Origin of the sequence: Tolumonas lignilytica, assembly GCF_000527035.1 — a bacterium.
In the GTDB taxonomy this organism is placed as follows: domain Bacteria; phylum Pseudomonadota; class Gammaproteobacteria; order Enterobacterales; family Aeromonadaceae; genus Tolumonas; species Tolumonas lignilytica.
This window is the reverse complement of the sequence record NZ_AZUK01000001.1, coordinates 2,869,345-2,891,021: the sequence shown is the minus strand read 5'-3', so window position 1 is coordinate 2,891,021 and position 21,677 is coordinate 2,869,345. Positions and strand designations below refer to the sequence as shown.

Sequence of the window (21,677 nt, the reverse complement as noted above, 5' to 3'; positions counted from 1 at the left end):
TATATCAAACAAGACGTCGTAGAAAGACTGGAGGTAATATGAGACTCATCATGAAAGCAGTCAGCCTGTTTTTGGCTTGCCTGTGTCTGTTTGGATTAGCACTAGCTGATGCAAAACAGCCAATGTCGATGAACACCGCCGAACAACCACCGCAAACAGAAAAAGCACTGTTTGCCGGGGGCTGCTTTTGGTGTATGACACCTCCGTTTGAAAAATTAGATGGTGTTATTTCTGTCGTATCAGGCTATGCCGGCGGTACGACAGAGCATCCCACCTATCACGATTATGGGCAGGGTGGTCACACAGAAGTGGTTCAGGTGACCTATGATCCCAAAGTAATTACTTATAATCAGTTGCTGAATACCTTCTGGCATCAGATCGACCCTACCGATGGTGATGGTCAATTTGTCGATCGAGGCCATGAATATATCTCTGCCATTTATGTTTATAACGACGAGCAGCAACAACTAGCCCAGCGCTCTAAAGACAATCTATCGAAAAGCGGTATTTTCGATAAACCCATTGTCACCGAGATCCTGAAAGCGCCCGCCTTCTGGCCGGCAGAGGAATATCATCAGGATTATTACAAGAAAAACCCGATCCGGTATGAGTATTATCGCTCACGTTCAGGTCGCGATGATTTCCTGCACAAGACCTGGGACGGCATCTGGTTTGACCCTACGGGGACTCGTCCTAAGGTCGATCTGAAAACACAACTGACTCCGCTGCAATATAAAGTCACGCAACAAAGCGGCACTGAACCGCCCTTTGATAATGCCTACTGGAACAACAAAAAACCGGGCATTTATGTGGATATTGTCTCGGGTGAGCCGTTATTCAGCTCGATTGATAAATATGATTCAGGAACCGGCTGGCCTAGCTTCACGCGCCCGTTGGTTGCATCAAACATTGTAGAAATCGAAGACAATACGTTATTTACCACCCGCACCGAAGTGCGCAGCAAACTGGGAGATTCCCATCTGGGACATGTGTTTCCTGATGGCCCGGCACCGACCGGATTACGTTACTGTATGAACTCTGCCGCGCTGCGTTTCATTCCGGCAGATCAACTGACCAAAGCGGGCTACGGCGAATATGCAACGCTCTTTAAGTAATAGCGTCATTTGACTGTGAACATCTGTATGCCTGCTGCGATCCGTGACAGGGTTGTCAGCAGGCATAGTGCAGCAAAACCATAAGCCAGTGGCGAAAACCAGACGGGAAACAGACACATCGCGATAAACAGCACGATGGTTTCTGTCGCTTCGGTAAAGCCACCCAGATAGTAGAACCCTTTATTCGGATATTCGGTACTGGCGATCCCTCTCTTGGCCGCCAATACCGCAAAGGCCAGAAATGAACACCCCGTACCAATAAAACTATAAATCAGTACGGCCGCTGCCAAGGCATTCTCTGGCGGGTTAGCCAGTGCAAATGCGAGCGGGATAGCGGAATAAAACAGGAAATCGAGGACAATATCCAGAAAAGCACCCCGATCGGTCGGGTGAGTTAAACGGGCCATACTGCCATCCAGACCATCGGCCAGACGATTCAACAGAATACTGAACACCGCCCACATCCACGCTCCTTTGATGATCAGCGGTACCGCGGTCAGGCCGATCAGAAAACCCACCACCGTCATCTGATCCGCCGTCACACGGTGTGATACCAAAATAGCGGCTATTTTTTGCAGTGGTTTGCGTAATATCGCAATTAGAGAACGGTCAAACATCGCTGGTTCTCCTGTTACCTATTTCAATCACCCGGCCTGACGGCGGGATATCCGCAGGATCGTGAGTCACCAGTAACGTCGGGATCTGTAACCGGTTGATCTGTTCATACACAAAGGTTCGGAATTGTTCCCGCAATTTGGCATCCAGCTTGGAAAAGGGTTCATCCAATAGCAGTGCGTCAGGCTCTGCCAGTAAGGCGCGTAATAAACTGACGCGTGCTTTTTGACCACCGGATAAGGTCGCCGGATCGCGATCATGATATCCGGCCAGCCCAACTTCAGAGAGCACCGTTTCAATTCGAGCCCGGCGTGCCGCGCGACCAGTGAAACGGGCGGGTAACGCATAGGCCAGATTTTGTCCGACACTCAGATGCGGAAACAGCAGGTCATCTTGAAAAAGGATGCCGATGTGCCGCGCTTCGATGAGCCATTGGTCACGCCGCATACCATTCAGCCAGAGTTCGCCACTGGCACGAAATACTGGCGGCAGATCACCAATCAGCCAGTTTAGCAAGGTAGATTTACCAGAGCCCGATCCGCCCATCACGGTCACGATCTCGCCCGCGGGAATCTGTAAATTGAACTGGCTCAAAATGACGTCCGAATCTATCGAGATCGCCAGATCTTTAATTTCGAACATAGCCACTGCGTTTTCCATGTCAGCGTAACCCTTTTCTGTTGCGGGTTAACCAAAGTGGCAATCGGGCTGCAAGCATAAACACCACCAGCGGCAACATGATCTGCAACAAGGCTTGTACCGCCTGCACCTGTCGCTCGCCCCCGGCACTGAGGGCGACCGCTTCTGTGGTGACGGTATCGAATCGTCCGCCTCCCGCAAATAGGGTCGGCAAATATTGCGCGATACTGACTGAAAAGCCGATCGCCACTGCCGCCATAATGGGTCGTAACAGCATCGGCCATTTGACGGTCAGACACGCCGTGAATCGTGAAAAACCCAGTGCTCTGGCTGTCACGAGCACACGGGGATCACACGCCCGGTATGGCCCGGACAAGGTTAAGATCATATAAGGCAACACCCAAACCAGATGACTCCAGACCACGCCGCTCACCGTTCCATCCAGTCGCAGTTGCAAGAGCACGGAATATTGTGCCGCGATCAGAGGCAGCGTGGGAATAATCAGCGGCAGATACAGCAACGCGTTATAGTGCTGTGGCCCCCATTCCAGCCAGCATAAAGCGATTGGCAAACAAAAGAGACAACTCAGAATACCGAGCCACAGCGCCGTAAATGCTGGCGTGAAGTCAGCTTGTAACCAGTTCATCCCGGTGAACGTACTAGGCCATAACTGCGGAAAAAACCAGGCCCCCGCAACAGACCAGAGCGTGAGCGAAAGCATCACGCCATAACAGAGCAGGAAAATAAACGGATGCAGTTTGGGCATTGACCAGTGATGAACCCGATGACGGAACCCCGCCGGATACGCCAGAAAAATGCCCCGGCAGCGCCATAATGATCGCCCGAAAATTACCAGCACCCCCAGTAAAAACAGCAACAGCAGCGATGTGGCTTCACCTTGCGCCTGAAGCATCGGTGAAGGATCGGTTAACCACTGTGAAATCAACACCGCAACAGTGGGTGGATTCGTCGGCCCCAGGATCAGGGCCATATCGACCACCGATAACCCGTAGGCCACCACCGCAACCAAAGACCAGGCCAGTCGCGGCATGAGCTGCGGCAACAGAATAAACCACCAGATCTGAAACGGGCGATAACCCATGGTTCTGGCCAGCGTCATCTGTCGTGAAATGGCTTGTTCCCCCAGCACAGCAAACAGCACCCACAGCATAAAACCACTCTCCTTCACCGCCAGCGCCAGTGCCAGCGTGAAGCCATAATCATCATGAATCGTGATCCATGCTGGCGGCGACAGCCACCCCGTCAGCAGCGCCATCACCCGGACAATCCACCCTGATGGGGCGAACAGGAACACAATGCCAATCGCAAACGCCGCATGGGGGATCGCCAGAAACAGCGGTAACTGGCGTTGCACCTGCCACCAGCTTCGCCCCGGATAACATTGCAAAGCAATGATCAGTGCCAGCGACAGCGCCAGCAAACTACCCAGCAATGCAGAGACCAGTGTGGTCTGAAATGCGAGTGGTAATTGCGGATCCAGCCATAAAGCCCGCCATACCGCAGCGTTCCATATCGGTCGCATAGCCCAAAACAATCCGGGTAGCAGTAGCATAAATACCAACATGACCAGCAAGATAGCCACGTAAGACATCGCCACCGGAGTCTGCGGCTGGCCACCAGATCGCACTGACCTCAATGAGAGCCGTAACGTTTTAGCCACTCTGCCTCCAGTGCACTCATCCAACTGGCATGGGGTTCAGCAAGAACCGGGACTTTCTCGGTTAAACTGCCCAACGCCGATGGCACAAACTGCGGTTGCAGTGCTTTAGGCAGTTTGCTTACATCCAGCACACTGCCATCCCCCCAGATTTTGATGTCAGCCTTTCGGGCCTGAGCCTGTGGTGATAACAGGAAATTCGCAAAGACCATAGCGCCCGCCTTCGCGTGGGCATTCACCGGGATCGCCAGAAAATGCACATTCCCAATGGTGCCTTTGGTGAAACCGAAACTATAGGCGGTTGGCGGTAATTGCCGGTTTGCAATCAGATTGGCCGCTTCATTCGGATTAAACGTCAGTGACAGTTTCAGTTCTTTATCGGCCAGCATCCGGTGCATTTCTTCAGCACTGGCCGGAAAAGCCTTCCCCTGCCGCCAAAGATAAGGATGTAACTGATCGAGATACGCCCACAATGGCTGCGTTACAGTGTTAAAGACCTCGAGCGTCACCGGCTTTTGTAAGACCGAAGGATCGGGTGCCAGCTCCAATAGCAACTGCTTCAGAAACGTTGTGCCATGAAAATCGGGTGGTTTGGGGTAAGTCACTTGGCCGGGATTGTTCTTGGCAAAAGTAAACAGCTCAGACGCTGAATGTGGAGGCTGTGGTGTTAATGCGCTATCAGCAATAAAGGTTAATTGTGCTGTTCCCCACGGGCTTTCCAACCCTGCCGTCGGTTCGGAAAAATCGACCTGAACCGGCTTTTTCAGATCCACATATTTCCAATTGGGAAGTTGTTCCGCCCAAGGGCCATAAAGTAACTGTTCCTGTTTCAGCCGTTTGAAGTTTTCGCCGTTCACCCATAATAAATCGACCGAGCCCTCATCTTTTTTTCGCCCGGCAGCCACCTCTGTTTCGATACGTTTGACGATTTCGGCGGTATCCGTCACTTTGACCTGTTTGACCGTGAGATCATAACGTTGCTTCACTTCGGCCGCCGCCCAGTCGATATACTGGTTTGTCGCATTACTGCCGCCCCAAGCATTAAAATAAACAGTCTGGCCTTTCGCGGTTGCTTCCACTGTTGCCCAACTTTCTGCCCTATTTTTTTCCAAACTGGCCGGTTCATTCGCCATTACCGACGCCATGCACAGACAGGCACCAATGCCTGAAAGCAAACTTAGTTTCATTGACCCCTCCAAACTTTTGAATTCTTGCTATGGTTAAGTCGGGTATCAGCGAATTTTCTTACACTCGCGTGTAAGGAACCTCATCTCTATTTCGACTATAGCTGTATATTCCTCAAGCGAGAGCCCAAATGAAAAAAATTGCGCTGATTGGCACCCTCCTGATTTTCATCTCTGCCTTCTTTGTGTTTGACCTGAATACCTATCTGACACTGGATGGGCTGAAACAGAGCACCGATCGTTTTAATCTCTGGTATCAGCAATCCCCTTTTCTGGTTAGCGTGCTCTTTTTTGGGTTATACGTTGTCATCGCCGGCTTTTCTCTGCCGGGTGCAGCCATCATGACCATTGCCGCAGGTGCCTTATTTGGCTTGTTCTGGGGGACGGTTATCGCGTCTTTTGCGTCCACACTCGGCGCCACACTGGCATTTTTAACCTCACGCTATTTATTCCGGGAACTGGTACAAACTCACTTCCGTACAAGGCTGAAAACCGTGAATGAAGGCATTGCGCGTGACGGCATGTTTTATCTGTTCACCTTGCGACTCGTCCCTGTATTTCCTTTTTTTCTGGTGAATCTACTGGCCGGTTTAACGCCAATTTCTATCAGGAAATTTTATTGGGTGAGTCAGGTCGGAATGCTGGCGGGCACGCTGGTGTATGTCAATGCCGGCACACAACTGGCCCGGTTAACGGGATTGTCCGGTATTTTATCGCCAGCCATGTTGGCCTCATTCACGTTGCTGGGGCTCTTTCCCTACCTGACCAAACAACTGCTGAGCATCTTGCAACATCGTCGTGTCTACGCGAAATGGCAACGTCCGGCCAGCTTTGATCGCAATCTGATCGTGATCGGCGGTGGTGCCGCAGGTTTAGTCACAGCCTATATTGCAGCGGCGGTAAAAGCCAAAGTCACCTTGATTGAGACGCATAAAATGGGCGGCGATTGTCTCAACTATGGTTGCGTGCCCAGCAAGGCTCTGATCAAGAGCGCAAAACTCGCCCATCAGATGCGTCATGGCGAAAATTATGGGCTGAACAACCAATCCCCCGAGTTCAGCTTTAAGAACGTCATGGCACGCGTGAATGCCATTATCCGCCAGATCGAACCCCACGACAGTGCGGAACGTTACACCAAACTCGGGGTTGAGGTGTTGCACGGTTATGCCCGGATCGTGGATCCCTGGACGATTGAAATTCAACCCCACGATGGCCCGCCGCAGCGACTGACAACCCGAAGCATAGTTATCGCCACCGGCGCACAGCCCTTTATTCCGGCCCTCCCGGGATTAGAGGAGGTCGGCTATCTCACCAGTGATACTTTGTGGAGTGCCTTTTCCGCGAGAGACTCGCTTCCTGCCCGCTTGCTCATTTTGGGGGGCGGCCCGATCGGCTGCGAATTGTCTCAATGTCTGGCCCGACTCGGTGCGCAGGTGACACAAATTGAAATGGGGCCGCGGATCTTGTCACGCGAAGATGAAGAGGTTTCTCTGCTTGCGCAAGAACATCTGACCCGGGATGGCGTCACCGTTCTCACCGCTAGCAAACCGCTGCGCTGTGAACGCCGTGGGCATCGAAAAATCATGGTCATCGATCAACAGGGCAACGAGCGGGAACTTGAATTTGACGAACTGATTTGTGCCGTTGGCCGGGTTGCCCGACTGAGTGGATTCGGACTGGAAGAGTTAGGTATCCCAACACAGCGCACCGTGATCACCAATGCCTATCTGGAAACCTTATATCCGAATATTTATGCTGCAGGAGATGTCGCGGGCCCGTATCAGTTCACGCATACAGCCGGACATCAGGCTTGGTATGCGGCGGTCAATGCCCTCTTTGGCCAGTTCAAAAAATTCAAAGTCGATTATTCCGTGATCCCCTGGGCTACCTTTATTGATCCTGAAATAGCGCGGGTCGGATTAAACGAACAGGATGCCAAAGCACAAAATATTGCCTGCGAAGTCACCACGTTCCACTTGCAGGATCTGGATCGCGCCATTGCCGACAGCGCCACCCCCGGTTTCATTAAAGTGCTCACCTTACCGGGTAAGGATCACATCCTCGGTGTGACCATTGTCGGGGAACACGCCGCCGATTTACTGGCCGAGTTTACCCTCGCCATGAAACATGGCATCGGGCTGAATAAACTCCTGGCGACCATTCATATTTACCCGACATTATCGGAAGCCAACAAATATGTCGCCGGCGAATGGAAACGCCAGCACGCGCCCGAACGCATATTGCGCTGGCTGGCACGTTATCATCAGTGGCGGCGGGGAAAGAGCTGAATCAAATCGGTTTAAACAGGGTCGATTTCGACCCTGTCTCTATTCAGAACGGACTTTATTCTGCCCGATTTTATTCCGCACTAGGGAGCAATAACTTCCCGGTATGGAAGTCATACTCATACACTTCGCCGTAGCGTCCCCACTCAATGGCAACACCGAGTACACGTTCCGCTTCGTCCGGCTTCATATGTTCTTCGAGCAGCTCCAGGAATTGCTTCTCTGGCAATGCGCCACCGGATTCTGCCTCCAGACTCTTTCTGATTTGCGCCGCGAGCGGCACCTGCATCAGTAACTGACGTCCAAAAATTTCCTGCCGGAGCGCTTGTTCACCCTCAATATAACGGCGGCCCAATCGCGTGAGGGTAATATCCCCTTTATCAACCTGCGCCAAGCCTAATAAGCCCAATGCCTCGTAGGTCGGGAATAATTCCACATCGGATAATTCGGCTTCTTCAGCCAATTGCGGCAAGTCGGCATGACCGTTAAACGGCGCATCATTGAGCAACTCCAACAAGCCTTCCATACGCGCCACGTCGGTTGGCGGCAGGCGATAGCCCATATTCAGACCAGTCACGAGGCCCGTAATACCCATCTGAGTTGGACGCATGGTCATCATGGCATAAACCTCGTCGATCAGCGCACGGACCTCAGGGGAATCAACGTTTCTTGGCTGTGGTAAATCAATTTTCACTTCGCTGCGAATTCGCCCAGGATCACTCGATAAAATCAGGATGCGGTCAGCCATCATCACCGCTTCTTCGATGTTGTGCGAAACGATCAGAATGCCTTTCGTAGAAATGCGTTTTTCCTGCCACAACTCCAGCATGTCATTGCGCAGGGTTTCACCGGTCAGAACATCCAACGCAGAGAAGGCTTCATCCATCAGCAGAATGTCAGGGTTGGTGACCAACGCCCGCGCGATCCCGACACGTTGACGCATCCCGCCGGACAGCTCACGCGGCAAAGCGCCACCGAACCCCGCCAGACCAATCAATTCCAATACGGCATCGGCTCGTACTTCTCGTTCTGCGGCAGGTACACCCTGTGCTTCCAGCCCCAACTCGACGTTTTGCTGTACTGTTAGCCACGGAAACAATGCAAATGACTGAAAGACCATCGCAATACCGGAGACCGGGCCAAAAATGTTATTGCCACGGTAATTGACCTGCCCTTGATCGGCAGCAATCAGCCCGGCGATGATCCGCAACAACGTTGATTTGCCTGAGCCCGATTTGCCCAGCAAGGCGACAATTTCCCCTTCCTGTAGCGTGAAATTGACATTATCCAAAACACTGCGGGCTGTTCCATCAGACGTGCGGAAAGATTTAGAAACACCTTTCAGATTAATTAATGCAGATTGGCTCATGAGTTCTCTCCTCAACGACTGCCTTCAGCCAACAAATATAATTTGCGCCAGAAAAAACGGTTCAGAAACATAACAAACAAACACATGACGCCGATCCCCAATGCGATACGATGGAAATCCCCCAAATCGGTCATCTGTTTGATATAACTGCCCAAGCCGTTGGCCATCAGGGTGGTTTTACCCCAGGTCACGTACTCCGCCACGATACTGGCGTTCCATGAACCGCCACTGGCGGTAATCGCCCCGGTGACATAAGCCGGGAAAATGGCAGGCAAATAGATCCGCTTCCACTTCAGCCAGCCGGTGACGCCCAGATTGGCCGCCGCCAGTCGCAATTCGGTTGGGATCGCCGAGGCCCCGGCAACCACGTTAAACAGGATGTACCACTGTGTGCCAAACACCATCAACGGGCTCAGCCAGATGTTCGGATTTAATTTCAGGGATGCCAGTGCAAAGACCACCAGCGGGAACATCAGGTTCACCGGAAACGCCGCCAGAAATTGCGCCACCGCCTGCACCCGCTGCGAATAACGAGGGTTCAGGCCAATCCAGATCGCAATCGGCACCCAGATTAAGGAGGCAATGCCAATCAGCACCATCACACGGAACAAGGTGATCGCCCCCAGCCAGACCACATGGAGTGCCTCATACCCCCCCACATCACTTTGGATGAACAGTGTCAGTTTTGCAAAAGCGGCGACCGCAGCAGATAGCAACAGTACATCCCAGATCCGCAGCCAGTTCCGTGTATAGGTGGCCGGTTTCGCCTTGACGGAAGTGCCGTCATAACGACGGGGAAACCAGCTCAGCGCACGACGTAGTTGCGTCCAGAAAAACTTGGAGAACGCATGGGTGAGTGCATTGCCGCGCACCATGTCCAGTAGCCAGGAGCGTTGTGCGGTTTCCCCTTGTGACTCCTCAAAGCGGAAGCGATCGGCCCACGCCAGCAATGGCCGGAAAAAGACCTGATCGTAAAGCAAGATCCCTGTCAGCATCGCCGCAATCGCCCAAGCAATCGCCCCCACGTTTCTGGCTTCGATGGCCACAGCGATATAAGAGCCAATACCGGGTAATTTGATATCCTGCCCGGCCACAGAAATAGCTTCGGCGGCGACCAAAAAGAACCAGCCTCCTGACATGGACATCATCATGTTCCATAACAATCCCGGGATCGCAAACGGCAACTCCAGACGCCAGAAGCGTTGCCAGCCGGAAAGCCGGAAGATGCTGGCGGCTTCATTTAATTCCGCCGGGATAGTACGAAATGACTGATACAGACTGAACGCCATGTTCCAGGCTTGTGAGGTAAAAATCGCAAAAATGGCCGCACATTCAACACCCATCAAATTGCCCGGGAATAACGCAATAAAAGGGGCCACGGCGATAGCCTGAAACCCAAGGATCGGTACCGACTGCAGAATATCCAGCATCGGGATCATGAATTTCTCTGCGATCCGATATTTGGCGGCAATCGCCGCAAAGATAAAACTGAAGATCAGCGAGCAGCCCAATGCCATAAACATGCGCAAGATCGTACGCAGCAGATAATAAGGCAGATATAGCGGATCCAGCGAAATATCCAGCGCTTCGCCGACGACAAACGGTCGGCTCATCTGCATCGCAGCATAGGCGAGTAAAACCAACAGCACCAAAATTAATGGCAACAGCACCCAACTCCAGCGGTTGGATGCGGAGTCCAGCATTTCCTGATCGCGATGACGCGGATTAAACAACTCAAACATGATGACCTTGATTACAAAATTGCAGCAAACACAGATCATCCGCGCCGTAAAATACGCACGCAGTTAATCAGCAGTCGCTGACATCAATAACGCAATACTGTTAACAAGGGAGGAATGAGGATTCAGTTTGCTAACTGATTACTCAGAACTACCCGCCGTCAGGCAAGGTAGCGATAGGTGGAACCTATGGTTACCTTACCAGTGTGTGGCCGATGCATAATCGACTACTGGAACTATCCACAGATTTAAAATCTCCAACTTAAAAACTGCGCGGAATTTACCACAAATTTAATGACATAACAGTTACAGATTGTATAAATATTTATATCACCGCTCACACAGACCCAAAAAGGTCTGCATGGGCGTCACGAAAACAGCGTAAGCCTGAAAAATAGGCCTCAACCAACGTTATACGCTGACCTGAATCCCCATTTCCACCACTCGATCTGCCGGTACATGAATGAAGTCATTCGTACGTAACGAGTTCTTGCTCAACAATATAAATAGTTTCGCCCGCCACTCAGCAAAGATCGACCGCTGTGTCGGCAGCAACGTTTCACGGGATAAAAAGAAGGTGGTCGTTTGCAGGTTGAACGTCATCCCCATGCGAGCGGAATTACGGAACAGATCGTCAACATCCGGCGTTTCATGGAATCCATAGGTCGCCGATAGCCGCCAGATATTAGGGGCCAGTTCGGTGAGTTCAATGTGTTTATCCCAGTCAACATACGGAACGTCTTGCGTCCGGATCGTCATCAACACAATACGCTCATGTAATACATGGTTGTGATTGAGATTATGTATCAATGCATGCGGAATTCCCTGCGGGGTACGCGACAGATAAACCGCGGTTCCCGGCACTTTTTGAGGCGCATTCTTCTCGACAAGGTTCACGAACTGATCCAAGGGCATACTCATCCGGCTGAGCTGACGAAGCAAAAGAAATCGCTCCCATTTCCAGATAGCCATGACGGTAAAGGTTAAGATACCAACGCTTAATGGCAACCAGCCTCCATCGACCACCTTAATCAGATTGGATGAGAAAAAGGGAATATCAATAATCAGCAGTGCTGCACCAATATATTGAACCAGTTTCTTATTCCAATCCCAATTATATATCGCTGCATAACACGCCAGAATGGTCGTAATCGCCATTGTCCCTGTCACGGCAATACCATAGGCGGAAGCGAGTTTGCTTGATTCCCGGAATAAAACAACGACGATCAGGATGCACCAAAATAATATCCAGTTCACAAACGGCATATAAATCTGCCCGGCTTCATATTTTGAGGTATGCATGATCGTCATGTTAGGAAAATAGCCCATCCGCACCGCTTGACGGGTCATCGAAAAAGCCCCAGAGATGACCGCTTGCGAAGCAATAATGGTGGCCAGTGTTGCTAGGATAACTAAAGGAACAACAGCCCATTCGGGTGCCAATTTATAGAATGGATTGTCTATTGTCGATTTGTCAGACAATATCAGGGCACCCTGACCAAAATAATTCAGAATAAGTGCCGGTGACACAAAAGAAAACCAGGCCAGTCGGATCGGTCGTTTGCCGAAATGCCCCATATCAGCATACAACGCTTCGCCTCCGGTGATGGACAACACAACTGCGCCTAATGATAAAAAAGAGGCCGCTTTATAAGTGACAAAGAAATGAATGGCCCATTTGGGATGTATCGCCTGAAGAACAGACGGATTATTTAAAATCTGTTTTGCACCCAGAATGGCTAATACCAAAAACCACACAATCATGATTGGCCCAAAAAATTTTCCAACCGATGCGGTACCATGTTTTTGGATATGAAAAAGAAAAAATAAAACGATTAATGAAACAGGAACAATGAATGATTTTAAATTAGGTGCAATCACCTGTACGCCTTCTAAGGCAGAAAGCACAGACATGGCGGGTGTAATAATACTGTCGCCATAAAACAACCCCCCACCAATCAGCCCCAGAATCAGCAAAACAGTGGTGGTCCGAAAACTGGTATTGCGCCCTGCCAACGACATCAGCGTTAAAATACCACCTTCCCCTTTATTATCGGCCCTTAATACGAAAGCCAGATATTTAACTGAAACAACAAGCACTTGCGCCCAAAAAATTAAAGACAAAAAACCAAAAATGACATCCGGGGTCGGCTTAAACCCCAACTCAGACGAAAAGCAGGTTTGGACAGTATAAAGAGGGCTTGTACCGATATCGCCATATACAACACCAATCGCTGCTACCGTGAGCTGCCGAATACTTTGGCTATTATGATGATTATCCATCGTTGTAAATCCGTATGATTTTAATTCAATAATTATCTAATCAGGCATGAAACGATAACCGATGCCTGTTTCAGTCTGTAAATAACGAGGTCTGGTTGCATCATTCTCAAGTTTCTGCCGTAGATGCCCCATATATATGCGAATATATTGCGTTTGTTCTGTATAAGATGGCCCCCAGACAGAATTTAATAATTGTCGGTGTGTCAATACCCGCCCAGGCTGAGCCAATAATGCAAGTAATAAGCGATATTCCAATTGCGTCAGGTGAATTTTATTATCATTTCGATACACATGCCGGTTAACCCGATCGACCCGAACATCACCAAAAATAATTTCCGGTGATTCTTGTTCTCGCTCGCCAATACGACGACGCAAACTGGCTCGAACCCGGGCTAACAATTCAGCCATACCAAACGGCTTACACAGATAGTCATCGGCACCAGCATTCAGAGCCTGAACTTTGTCGAGTTCATCACTGCGCGCCGATAAAACAATAATGGGCAACTGGCTCCATTGGCGAACTTCTTCAATAAACTGTGTGCCATCGCCATCGGGTAGCCCTAAATCAAGGATCACCAAATCAGGTTTGCGGGTCGCTGTTTCTATGAGGCCTCGTTGCAGGGTGTCTGCATCAATCACGCGAAAGCCCTCAGACTGCAAGGCAGTGCCAAGAAAACGACGGATCTGCTGTTCATCTTCAACAATAAGGATACTGGCTACATGCTCACTCACGATGTGTTACCGCCCGGCCTGTTCAATAAAACGTATAAAATGGCGAAAAATGATAATTTATCTGGCTATCGCAACATAAGGTTCCAATCGGAGCTATATCTAGCTGAATAAGCATCTCCATAAGTATGGGGTCTCATTCAATGTTTGGAATAGTAAATTCTTTTTCCTCGCTGGCAATTTTTTTCAAAAAATTTCTTCAAATTGCGGTGCAAACTGAGCAACCTTATCAGTTGCGGCACCAGATCCACCTCACTTGAATCCTTTAAAATCCAAACAAAAAAGCCTGTTTTGAGGTTGTTCTGTTTTATACAAACAGATTTTTCAGCACCTTAAGCATAAAATGAAGCACATAAATAACAGATAAATATTTTAACAACCGGTATAAAAAACTTATAAAAAAGAAGTGAAAGACAACAAGACTCAATCAGCAAATCTTAATTGACCTGATAAGGAAGGAACACAAACATTGAGGAATGTCGATATAATTGATTGCCACCTATATTATAAATATATAGATGGCATTTTATAGAAGAGATAGAGCATTCGCATTCAGCCTAATCTTGGTTATTTACGCCCAAGCATAGCTGCACAAATAAAAAATTTAGCCTTACCCTCATGATCTTTTTTTATTCTGGCCACAACACGTTCTTTTTCAATATATTCCCATTCATCGCTGCGAGATTTTGGCGATTTCACGCCAGAACTACGTAAATACTCCATAAAAAGATGAGCATTATTAATTTCAGTCAAATGTGGTTCCATGATGTCAACTCCTCATCAATCGTGAATGTCCAATCAAACTAATCCCAGCTTGTTACAATGCTGTTACAAAACAGGCTGTTTCGCTTCACATCGCATCCATCTGTTCAAAACATGACAGTCATCACACAGATAGTTTTTCCCAACCCGAATTATTGATCTGAATGATCGCTCAGTTTTCGTCTTCCGGCTTGATGCGATGTACTTCATCGGTGATCACACTATCAACTCCCCATGCCAGCAACTGCTTGGCGCGCTCTGCATCGTTGACGGTATAACAAAGTACGCGAAAACCATGCTGCTTGGCGGTTTGAATGATTTCAGGTGTCAGTAACCGATGATCCGAATCGAACGCAACACAATCTAATTGCTGTAAGCGCGCTAACCAATCGTCCGGCAATACATCGACCAGCCAGGCCCGTGGCAGCGCCGGCACTGCCGCTTTGGCCCCTATCAATGCCGTTTCTGAAAAAGAAGAAAGCAGAGGTGGTAAATCGCCCTGCCATTGATTCGCCAGATCCAACGCTATCGCAGCACCCGTTTCATATTCGCGCCCTGTGGTTGGTTTGATTTCAACATTGATCATCAATTGATTGGCATTCACAAATTGCAAAATCGATTTAAGCGATGGCAGCGGTTCACCAGCATATTCCATACTATGCCAACTGCCGGCATCTAATTGCGCTAACTCACCCAGCGTAAATTGATCGGCGCGGCCTTTACCGTCTGAGGTACGATTCAACGTATCATCATGCAGCAAAAATGCTTTGCCATCGGCGCTCAATTTGGCATCACATTCAAACGCCCGATAACCCAAAGCGGCACCTAAACGAAAAGCGGCTAACGTATTTTCCGGCGCTTGTTTACCCGCGCCACGATGCGCCCAATAACGTGGATAGGGCCATGTTGGTAATGAACTCATACTGAAATTCTCCGGCCTTGCTGATCAAACCAGTGGCAATATTGTGCTGGCACACTCACGGGCAACTGATCGCCAGCCTGAATGTTGGTTTCAGCATGCAGGCGAACGGTAACGTCGTGGCCGCACAATGAACCGTATGCAAATGATTCTGCGCCTAACGCCTCAATCACATCAACCTGGATCATGGCAAAAGCCGCTTCTGGTGTCACAATCGATAGATGCTCCGGGCGAAACCCAAGCGTGGCCTCACCTTGCACCATGTCGGGCGCGCGCAACGCCAATGCTTTCGGTTCCAGACCTGGCTTGGCCGGGCGCAGCTTCACCGCCCCTGAAACCACATCAACCGGTAATAAATTCATCGCGGGCGATCCGATAAATCCGGCGACAAACGTCGAGGCGGGTTGATGATAGACCTCATAGGGCGTACCAATCTGCTCAATTCGACCGACATTCAATACCATCATCCGATCCGCCAGTGTCATCGCTTCTACCTGATCATGTGTCACATAGAGACTGGTGGTTTTCAGACGGCGATGCAATAACTCCAGTTCTAAGCGCATCTGGACACGAAGTTTGGCATCCAAATTCGACAATGGTTCATCGAACAGGAACACCGATGGTTCTCGCACGATGGCACGACCGATGGCGACGCGCTGACGCTGTCCACCAGAAAGTTCCCGTGGTTTTCGCTCCAGCAGATGCGCTAACTCCAACGTGGCCGCAACTTCATCGACGCGTTGGCTGATCTCTTTTTTCCCGATACCACGGATCTTCAACCCATATGACATATTTTCGCGAACGGTCATATGCGGATAGAGCGCATAGTTCTGAAATACCATCGCGATATCACGATCCGATGGTTCCAGTTCATTCACGGTGCGGCCAGCAATCGAGACCTGGCCATCACTAATCGTTTCCAGCCCTGCCACCATGCGCAGCAAAGAAGATTTGCCACAGCCGGAAGGCCCGACGATCACGACAAATTCGCCGTCTTGAATATCCATCGAAATATCGTGCAACACGGCATGTTTGCCATAGGTTTTTGCAACTTGTTGTAAGCTTAATTGTCCCATGATGAATTCTCTTATTTTTCTGAATCAACCAGACCTTTGACAAACCAGCGCTGCATCAGCAACACCACCAGCGCCGGAGGCAACATCGCCAGCGTCGCCGCAGTCATAACCAAATTCCAATCTGTCGCCGCATCCCCCGAACGGGAGATCATTTGCGTCACACCCACGACCACCGGCGACAATGACTTATCGGTGGTGATCAACAGCGGCCAGAGATACTGGTTCCAGCCATAAATAAATTGGATGACAAACAGTGCCGCAATCGTCGTACGTGACAGCGGTAATAAAATGTCTTTGAAGAAACGCAGCGGACCAGCCCCATCAATGCGGGCGGCTTCCGTTAGTTCATCCGGCACCGTCATAAAGAATTGGCGAAATAAGAACGTCGCGGTGGCAGAAGCGATGATCGGAATAATCAGCCCACCATAGCTGTTTAACATGCCCAGATCAGAGACCACTTGATAAGTCGGCATGATCCGCACTTCAATCGGCAACATCAGGGTGATAAAAATCATCCAGAAACAAAGACGACGGAATGGAAAACGGAAATAGACCACCGCGAACGCAGACAGAATTGAAATCGAAATTTTGCCCACCGCAATTCCCATGGCCATGATAAAACTGTTCCACATCATGGTGCCGACCGGATTGGCGCTTTCACCGACGCCACGGCCTAACACGGTGCGAATGTTTTCGATGAAATGACCGCCCGGTAACACCGGCATTGGCACAGCCAATATCTGCTCGGCTGACATGGTGGAGGCAACGACGGTCAGATACACCGGAAACGCAATGATGATGACACCCAAAGTCAAAACGGTGTACGTCAGCAGATCGAGATAAGGACGACGTTCCAGCATCTTAGTACTCCACTTTTCGTTCGACATAACGAAATTGCACAATTGTCAGCCCCACCACAATCGCCATCAGTACGACGGATTGTGCGGCAGAACCACCGATATCCAAGCCTTTAAATCCATCCTGATACACCTTAAACACCAGAATTTCGGTCGATTTACCGGGGCCGCCCTGTGTCACGGCATCAATGATGGCGAAGGTATCGAAGAAGGCATACACCACGTTCACCACCAGCAGGAAAAACGTGGTGGGTGACAGCAACGGAAAGGTAATGGACCAGAATCGTTTCCAGGGTCCGGCACCATCAATGGAGGCCGCTTCGAGTAACGATTTGGGAATACTTTGTAATCCGGCCAGAAAGAACAGAAAGTTGTAACTGATCTGCTTCCAGGCAGCGATTAAGATCACAAGCCCCATCGCCTGCTCACTATTGAGCAGATAGTTCCAGCTCACGCCCATCATTTTGAGCCAGTAAGCAATCAGCCCTATGCTTGGATTAAACAGAAAAAGCCACAACACGCCAGCCACCGCCGGTGCGACCGCGTAAGGCCAAATTAGCAGGGTTTTGAAAAACGAGGCCATGCGTAACACGCGATCAGCAAAATAGGCCAGCAGCAATGCTGATGTTAAGCCCAAGATTGCCACCCCTACTGCAAAGAAACCGGTGATCTGAAAGCTGCTCAGATATAAGGGATCGGTAAACAATCGAGTAAAGTTATCAAAACCGACGAACTGCATCCCCAGACCAAAGGCATCTTGCAAATACAGCGATTGATACAGGGCTTCACCTGCCGGGAGGAAAAAGAAAATAACGGTGATCGCCAATTGCGGTGCCAACAGCAAATAAGGCAACCACCGGGAATGGAAAACAACTTTTTTATCCATGAATTGAACCAACGGAAAGATGGCGGTCAACGACCGCCAATATCAAAGAAAATTACTTCGCGGTTTGTTCAAAACGTAGCAACAATTCGTTGCCACGTTTGACGGCATCATTCAGCGCTTGTTGTGGTTCTTTCTTACCAGACCAGACATTTTCCAGCTCTTCGTCAATCACAGTCCGGATCTGCGGCATGTTGCCTAAACGCAGGCCTCGTGATTTATCGGTCGTTTTCACCACCATCTGTTTGACAGAGACATCGGCCCCCGGATTTTTCTCATAGAAACCCGATTTTTTCGTCAGATCATACGCAGCCATCGTGATTGGCAGATAACCGGTCGACTGATGCCAGTCCGCCTGCACTTCAGGTTTCGACAGGAAGGTAAAGAATTTCGCCACACCTTTGTATTCAGCCTCCTTGTGACCATTCATCACCCACAGGGATGCGCCACCAATGATGGTGTTTTGCGGTGCGCCTTTCACGTCAGGGTAATATGGCAGCGTCGCGACACCGAAGTTGAATTTGGCACTTTTGCGAATGCTCGCCAGTGAAGAAGATGAGCCCATGAACATATCACATTCGCCAGAATAGAATTTGGCCTGTGACTCACTCTTGCGGCCACCGTAGCTGAACTCACCCGCTTTCATCATGTCACGCAGATTGGTGATATGACGAACATGCAACGGGCTATTAAAGACCAGACGTGCATCTAAACCGTCGAAACCATTGTTCTTGGTGGCGAAAGGTACGTTGTGCCAGGCCGAGAAACTCTCTAATTGCACCCATGACTGCCAATCGGTTGTGAAGGCACAACCCTCACCAGCAGCTTTCAGTTTTTTGGCATCAGCCATCAATTCCGGCCAGGTTACAGGCGGTTTTTCCGCATCCAAACCCGCTTTTTTGAAGGCGTCTTTGTTGTAATACATCACCGTGGTGGAGCTGTTAAACGGGAATGACATCATGTCGCCATTTGAGGCGGTGTAATAACCCGCCACTGCCGGAATGTAAGAAGCGGCATTAAAGGGCTCACCCTCTTCTTTCATCAATTCGGCAACCGGCTTGATCGCCCCCTTGGCATGCATCATGGTTGCCGTACCCACTTCATATACCTGAAGAATCGCTGGTGCATTACCAGCACGAAACGCAGCGATGCCCGCGGACAGGGTTTCGTCATACTCACCTTTGAAGACAGGAACAATTTTGTAATCGGTTTGCGAAGCGTTGAATTCGTTCGCCAACTGATTCACTTTGTCATTCAGCGGGCCCGTCATGGCGTGCCACCATTGAATTTCCACCGCTGCTTGCGCATTCGCGCATAACGAACCCAGAACCAGTAATGCTAGAGAGGATGATTTAAAAACGCGCATATATGAACCCAGTAATGTTGGAATTCGAATACGCTAGTTCATAGTTTTGACCGTTTTGTTACAACTTTGTGATCGTTTGTTAAAGCCCTCGATAGGATTACTATGTTCGATGCGAAAAATATGGGATTCTGATTATACGCCGATAGGCTGATAACCTTGCCATTCCGGGGTGAAAGGGATGCCGTCAGTCTGCGGTTCCAGATGCAGGTAATATTCACCTATCTGACTGAGCAATTTGCAGCCATCCACATCCTTTAGGTTGTCTTTATGCTGCTGATCTTTATCGGTCAGCAATACTGCGAGTGCCTGTTGTTTGGCTTCAGCCGCATTTTCCGCAACATAAAAATCGAACGCATGTAATTCCATCAATTCTGTTTTGCTATACGCCCCGACATTGACGAAAAAGAGTTTCGGAGACTGCGACTTCGGTGGTGTTTTGGATACAGACACGTTATAGCCATTGACCCAACGCAAGCGGCCATATCCATCAATGTGAATTTTATCCTGATCCCCAAACCAGTTTTTCCGAAGTGTTGGCCATGCCTCTTCCGGGTTTTCTGCGATCACAAACTGAATATCATGCACTTCGATATTTGATTTTCCGGCGTTACCACCCAGTGCGAAGACAAATAATTCCATGTGTGTTTTCCTGTATTGATGGCTTTCAAAGCTTGATGATTAGCTGGCTGACCATTTTATCAAAACAAAAGAGAATTACCTTTTACAGTAATTCTCTTTTTAGCTACACCGTAACTAAATGAAAGCTCAGCAAACCCTTATGACATCAACAGGAGTACGGTGGCGATCTTTCGTTATTGGAGTCGTGGATGACAAACTGGCGGAATGACACCATTAGGCTGGTTTGATTTCAAATCAACCTGGATAGAACCAGAAAAATGAGTGCTTCATTCAGGCCAAGATCATGTTAAATCGTTGACTCTTGATCCTCATTAAATGCCGTTATCTGCGCCACCTGAAACGTTTTCTGAAGCGATTGCAACTCTGTTTTATGCTGTTGAGCTAATTTTTGTAAGTATGAATCACCTTTAACAGTTAAATGTATTTCAACTTTACGTCGGTCATGTTCATTTTTTATACGATCTACCAGCCCTAATTCTTCACATCGTGTAAGTAAAGCAACTGTTGCGTTGTGGTTCATTTGAAGCCTTTCAGCAAGTTCTCCTACTGTAGCCCAGTTACGTCCTGGATATCCCCGAATATGCAAGAGTAACAAATATTGTAAAGGTGTTAATCCCTGCTCCTTTGCGGCAGTTTCACTAAAGTGAAGAAAACGCTTCAATTGATAACGGAATTCAGAGAGAGCCTCAAATTGTTTTTTTGTCAGCATTACACACTCTTTGGTTGAAATTTTTACAGAAGAACCTTACATTAATTATATCACAATGTGATACATTATGTATTATGTCGCCCATAACACAGGAGTTATCGATGCATAAGCAAATTCACCCTAAATCGCTTTACTGGGGAAATACTGTAATTCTATTGAATACTATAGATGAAGCAGGTTCAACTAACATCACGCCTATTTCATCAAGTTGGGCGCTATCGAATAACATCGTAATTGGACTTAGCTTAAATATAAAAGCGGTTGAAAATATTGAATTCTGTCCAGAAGTAGTGCTTAACATAGCATCAGAAAACCTTGCGGACAAAATTGAATCGATTGCCAAATATACGGGTAAGCAACCCGTTCCGCCGGAAAAATTGAATTCAGGTTTTAGTTATTGCGAAGACAAGTTTCTTTCCGGTGAATTCACCGCACAACAATCCCTGACAGTTCGACCACTCCGTATTCAGGAATGCGCTATTCAAGTTGAATGTTTGGTAGAAAATATTATTAAACGAGATAAACACGCCATTGTGGAATTAAAAGCAAGCTATATTCATGCGGAGGAGTCTCTTCTCAAAAATGGTGATATTCTTGATGCTAATGTGTGGAAACCATTGATTAATAATTTCAGAAGTTATCATGGAATTACAAAAAGCATAGGAAGGAACTTCCGGTTTGATAATTAGTTTAAGCGCCAGCTTTAAATATTATTTACTTCAAAAACCATAATCATATATGTATACCATTGGTAGTTGATTAGCGTTTCTTTACACATGTATTGAATTAGCTACATCCACTTACCAAATACTATTTTTAATATTTAGATA

General features: G+C 48.8%; 19 protein-coding genes. 3 read left to right on the top strand and 16 right to left on the bottom strand.

The genetic code is table 11. The annotated features are described in order from the left end of the window. Positions 1-38: 38 nt before the first annotated feature. The gene (msrB, locus tag H027_RS19395) at positions 39-1,115 is read left to right on the top strand and encodes a peptide-methionine (R)-S-oxide reductase MsrB (RefSeq protein WP_024872988.1); all 1,077 of its coding nucleotides are present in this window, start codon (positions 39-41) and stop codon (positions 1,113-1,115) included. 5 nt (positions 1,116-1,120) lie between these two features. On the opposite strand, the gene H027_RS0113505 is transcribed toward msrB, so the two are convergent. The 4 genes from H027_RS0113505 to H027_RS0113490 are packed head-to-tail and all read right to left on the bottom strand — an operon-like array spanning position 1,121 to position 5,234. Beyond that, positions 1,121-1,732 (bottom strand): CDP-alcohol phosphatidyltransferase family protein, encoded by a 612-nt coding sequence (locus H027_RS0113505; protein ID WP_024872987.1) that lies wholly within the window; start codon positions 1,730-1,732, stop codon positions 1,121-1,123. Continuing rightward, positions 1,725-2,372: an ATP-binding cassette domain-containing protein gene (locus tag H027_RS0113500; protein ID WP_024872986.1), complete on the bottom strand. Its 648-nt coding sequence runs from the start codon at positions 2,370-2,372 to the stop codon at positions 1,725-1,727. Before H027_RS0113500 ends, H027_RS0113505 begins: the two co-directional genes overlap by 8 nt. A gap of 19 nt (positions 2,373-2,391) precedes the next feature. Next, positions 2,392-4,050, bottom strand: a complete 1,659-nt coding sequence (locus H027_RS0113495) for an ABC transporter permease (protein WP_152536728.1) — start codon at positions 4,048-4,050, stop codon at positions 2,392-2,394. Further along, on the bottom strand, positions 4,023-5,234 hold the full coding sequence (locus H027_RS0113490; RefSeq protein WP_024872984.1) for an ABC transporter substrate-binding protein: 1,212 nt from the start codon (positions 5,232-5,234) through the stop codon (positions 4,023-4,025). Before H027_RS0113490 ends, H027_RS0113495 begins: the two co-directional genes overlap by 28 nt. Before the next feature lie 128 nt (positions 5,235-5,362). Here H027_RS0113490 and H027_RS0113485 point away from each other — a divergent pair, with 128 nt between their 5' ends. Beyond that, positions 5,363-7,519: an FAD-dependent oxidoreductase gene (locus tag H027_RS0113485; protein WP_024872983.1), complete on the top strand. Its 2,157-nt coding sequence runs from the start codon at positions 5,363-5,365 to the stop codon at positions 7,517-7,519. Positions 7,520-7,589: 70 nt separating this feature from the next. Here H027_RS0113485 and H027_RS0113480 read toward each other — a convergent pair whose 3' ends face one another. The 12 genes from H027_RS0113480 to H027_RS0113425 form a co-directional block, all read right to left on the bottom strand. Beyond that, positions 7,590-8,885 (bottom strand): ABC transporter ATP-binding protein, encoded by a 1,296-nt coding sequence (locus tag H027_RS0113480; protein ID WP_024872982.1) that lies wholly within the window; start codon positions 8,883-8,885, stop codon positions 7,590-7,592. A gap of 11 nt (positions 8,886-8,896) precedes the next feature. Continuing rightward, on the bottom strand, positions 8,897-10,627 hold the full coding sequence (locus H027_RS0113475; protein ID WP_024872981.1) for an ABC transporter permease: 1,731 nt from the start codon (positions 10,625-10,627) through the stop codon (positions 8,897-8,899). Positions 10,628-11,035: 408 nt separating this feature from the next. Next, positions 11,036-12,907, bottom strand: a complete 1,872-nt coding sequence (gene kup, locus H027_RS0113470; RefSeq protein ID WP_024872980.1) for a low affinity potassium transporter Kup — start codon at positions 12,905-12,907, stop codon at positions 11,036-11,038. Positions 12,908-12,943: 36 nt separating this feature from the next. After that, positions 12,944-13,639 carry a two-component system response regulator KdpE gene (gene kdpE / locus H027_RS0113465; protein WP_024872979.1) on the bottom strand — a complete coding sequence of 232 codons (696 nt, stop codon included), beginning with the start codon at positions 13,637-13,639 and terminating at the stop codon, positions 12,944-12,946. A gap of 564 nt (positions 13,640-14,203) precedes the next feature. Beyond that, positions 14,204-14,401 (bottom strand): hypothetical protein, encoded by a 198-nt coding sequence (locus tag H027_RS0113460; protein WP_024872978.1) that lies wholly within the window; start codon positions 14,399-14,401, stop codon positions 14,204-14,206. A gap of 169 nt (positions 14,402-14,570) precedes the next feature. After that, positions 14,571-15,320 (bottom strand): glycerophosphodiester phosphodiesterase, encoded by a 750-nt coding sequence (gene ugpQ / locus H027_RS0113455; protein ID WP_024872977.1) that lies wholly within the window; start codon positions 15,318-15,320, stop codon positions 14,571-14,573. After that, entirely contained in the window at positions 15,317-16,393 is a 1,077-nt protein-coding gene (gene ugpC / locus H027_RS0113450) for a sn-glycerol-3-phosphate ABC transporter ATP-binding protein UgpC (protein ID WP_024872976.1), read from the bottom strand. Before ugpC ends, ugpQ begins: the two co-directional genes overlap by 4 nt. A gap of 11 nt (positions 16,394-16,404) precedes the next feature. Then, positions 16,405-17,253 (bottom strand): sn-glycerol-3-phosphate ABC transporter permease UgpE, encoded by an 849-nt coding sequence (gene ugpE, locus H027_RS0113445; RefSeq protein WP_024872975.1) that lies wholly within the window; start codon positions 17,251-17,253, stop codon positions 16,405-16,407. A gap of 1 nt (position 17,254) precedes the next feature. Continuing rightward, positions 17,255-18,136, bottom strand: a complete 882-nt coding sequence (gene ugpA, locus H027_RS0113440; RefSeq protein ID WP_024872974.1) for a sn-glycerol-3-phosphate ABC transporter permease UgpA — start codon at positions 18,134-18,136, stop codon at positions 17,255-17,257. A gap of 52 nt (positions 18,137-18,188) precedes the next feature. Beyond that, entirely contained in the window at positions 18,189-19,499 is a 1,311-nt protein-coding gene (gene ugpB, locus H027_RS0113435) for a sn-glycerol-3-phosphate ABC transporter substrate-binding protein UgpB (protein ID WP_024872973.1), read from the bottom strand. Between the two features lie 132 nt (positions 19,500-19,631). Further along, the gene (locus H027_RS0113430; protein WP_024872972.1) at positions 19,632-20,138 is read right to left on the bottom strand and encodes a DUF1543 domain-containing protein; all 507 of its coding nucleotides are present in this window, start codon (positions 20,136-20,138) and stop codon (positions 19,632-19,634) included. Between the two features lie 286 nt (positions 20,139-20,424). Then, entirely contained in the window at positions 20,425-20,847 is a 423-nt protein-coding gene (locus H027_RS0113425) for a MarR family winged helix-turn-helix transcriptional regulator (protein WP_024872971.1), read from the bottom strand. 101 nt (positions 20,848-20,948) lie between these two features. Here H027_RS0113425 and H027_RS0113420 point away from each other — a divergent pair, with 101 nt between their 5' ends. Then, positions 20,949-21,536, top strand: coding sequence for a flavin reductase family protein (locus H027_RS0113420; protein WP_051448992.1), 588 nt, complete (start codon positions 20,949-20,951; stop codon positions 21,534-21,536). The last annotated feature ends 141 nt before the right edge of the window (positions 21,537-21,677 follow it).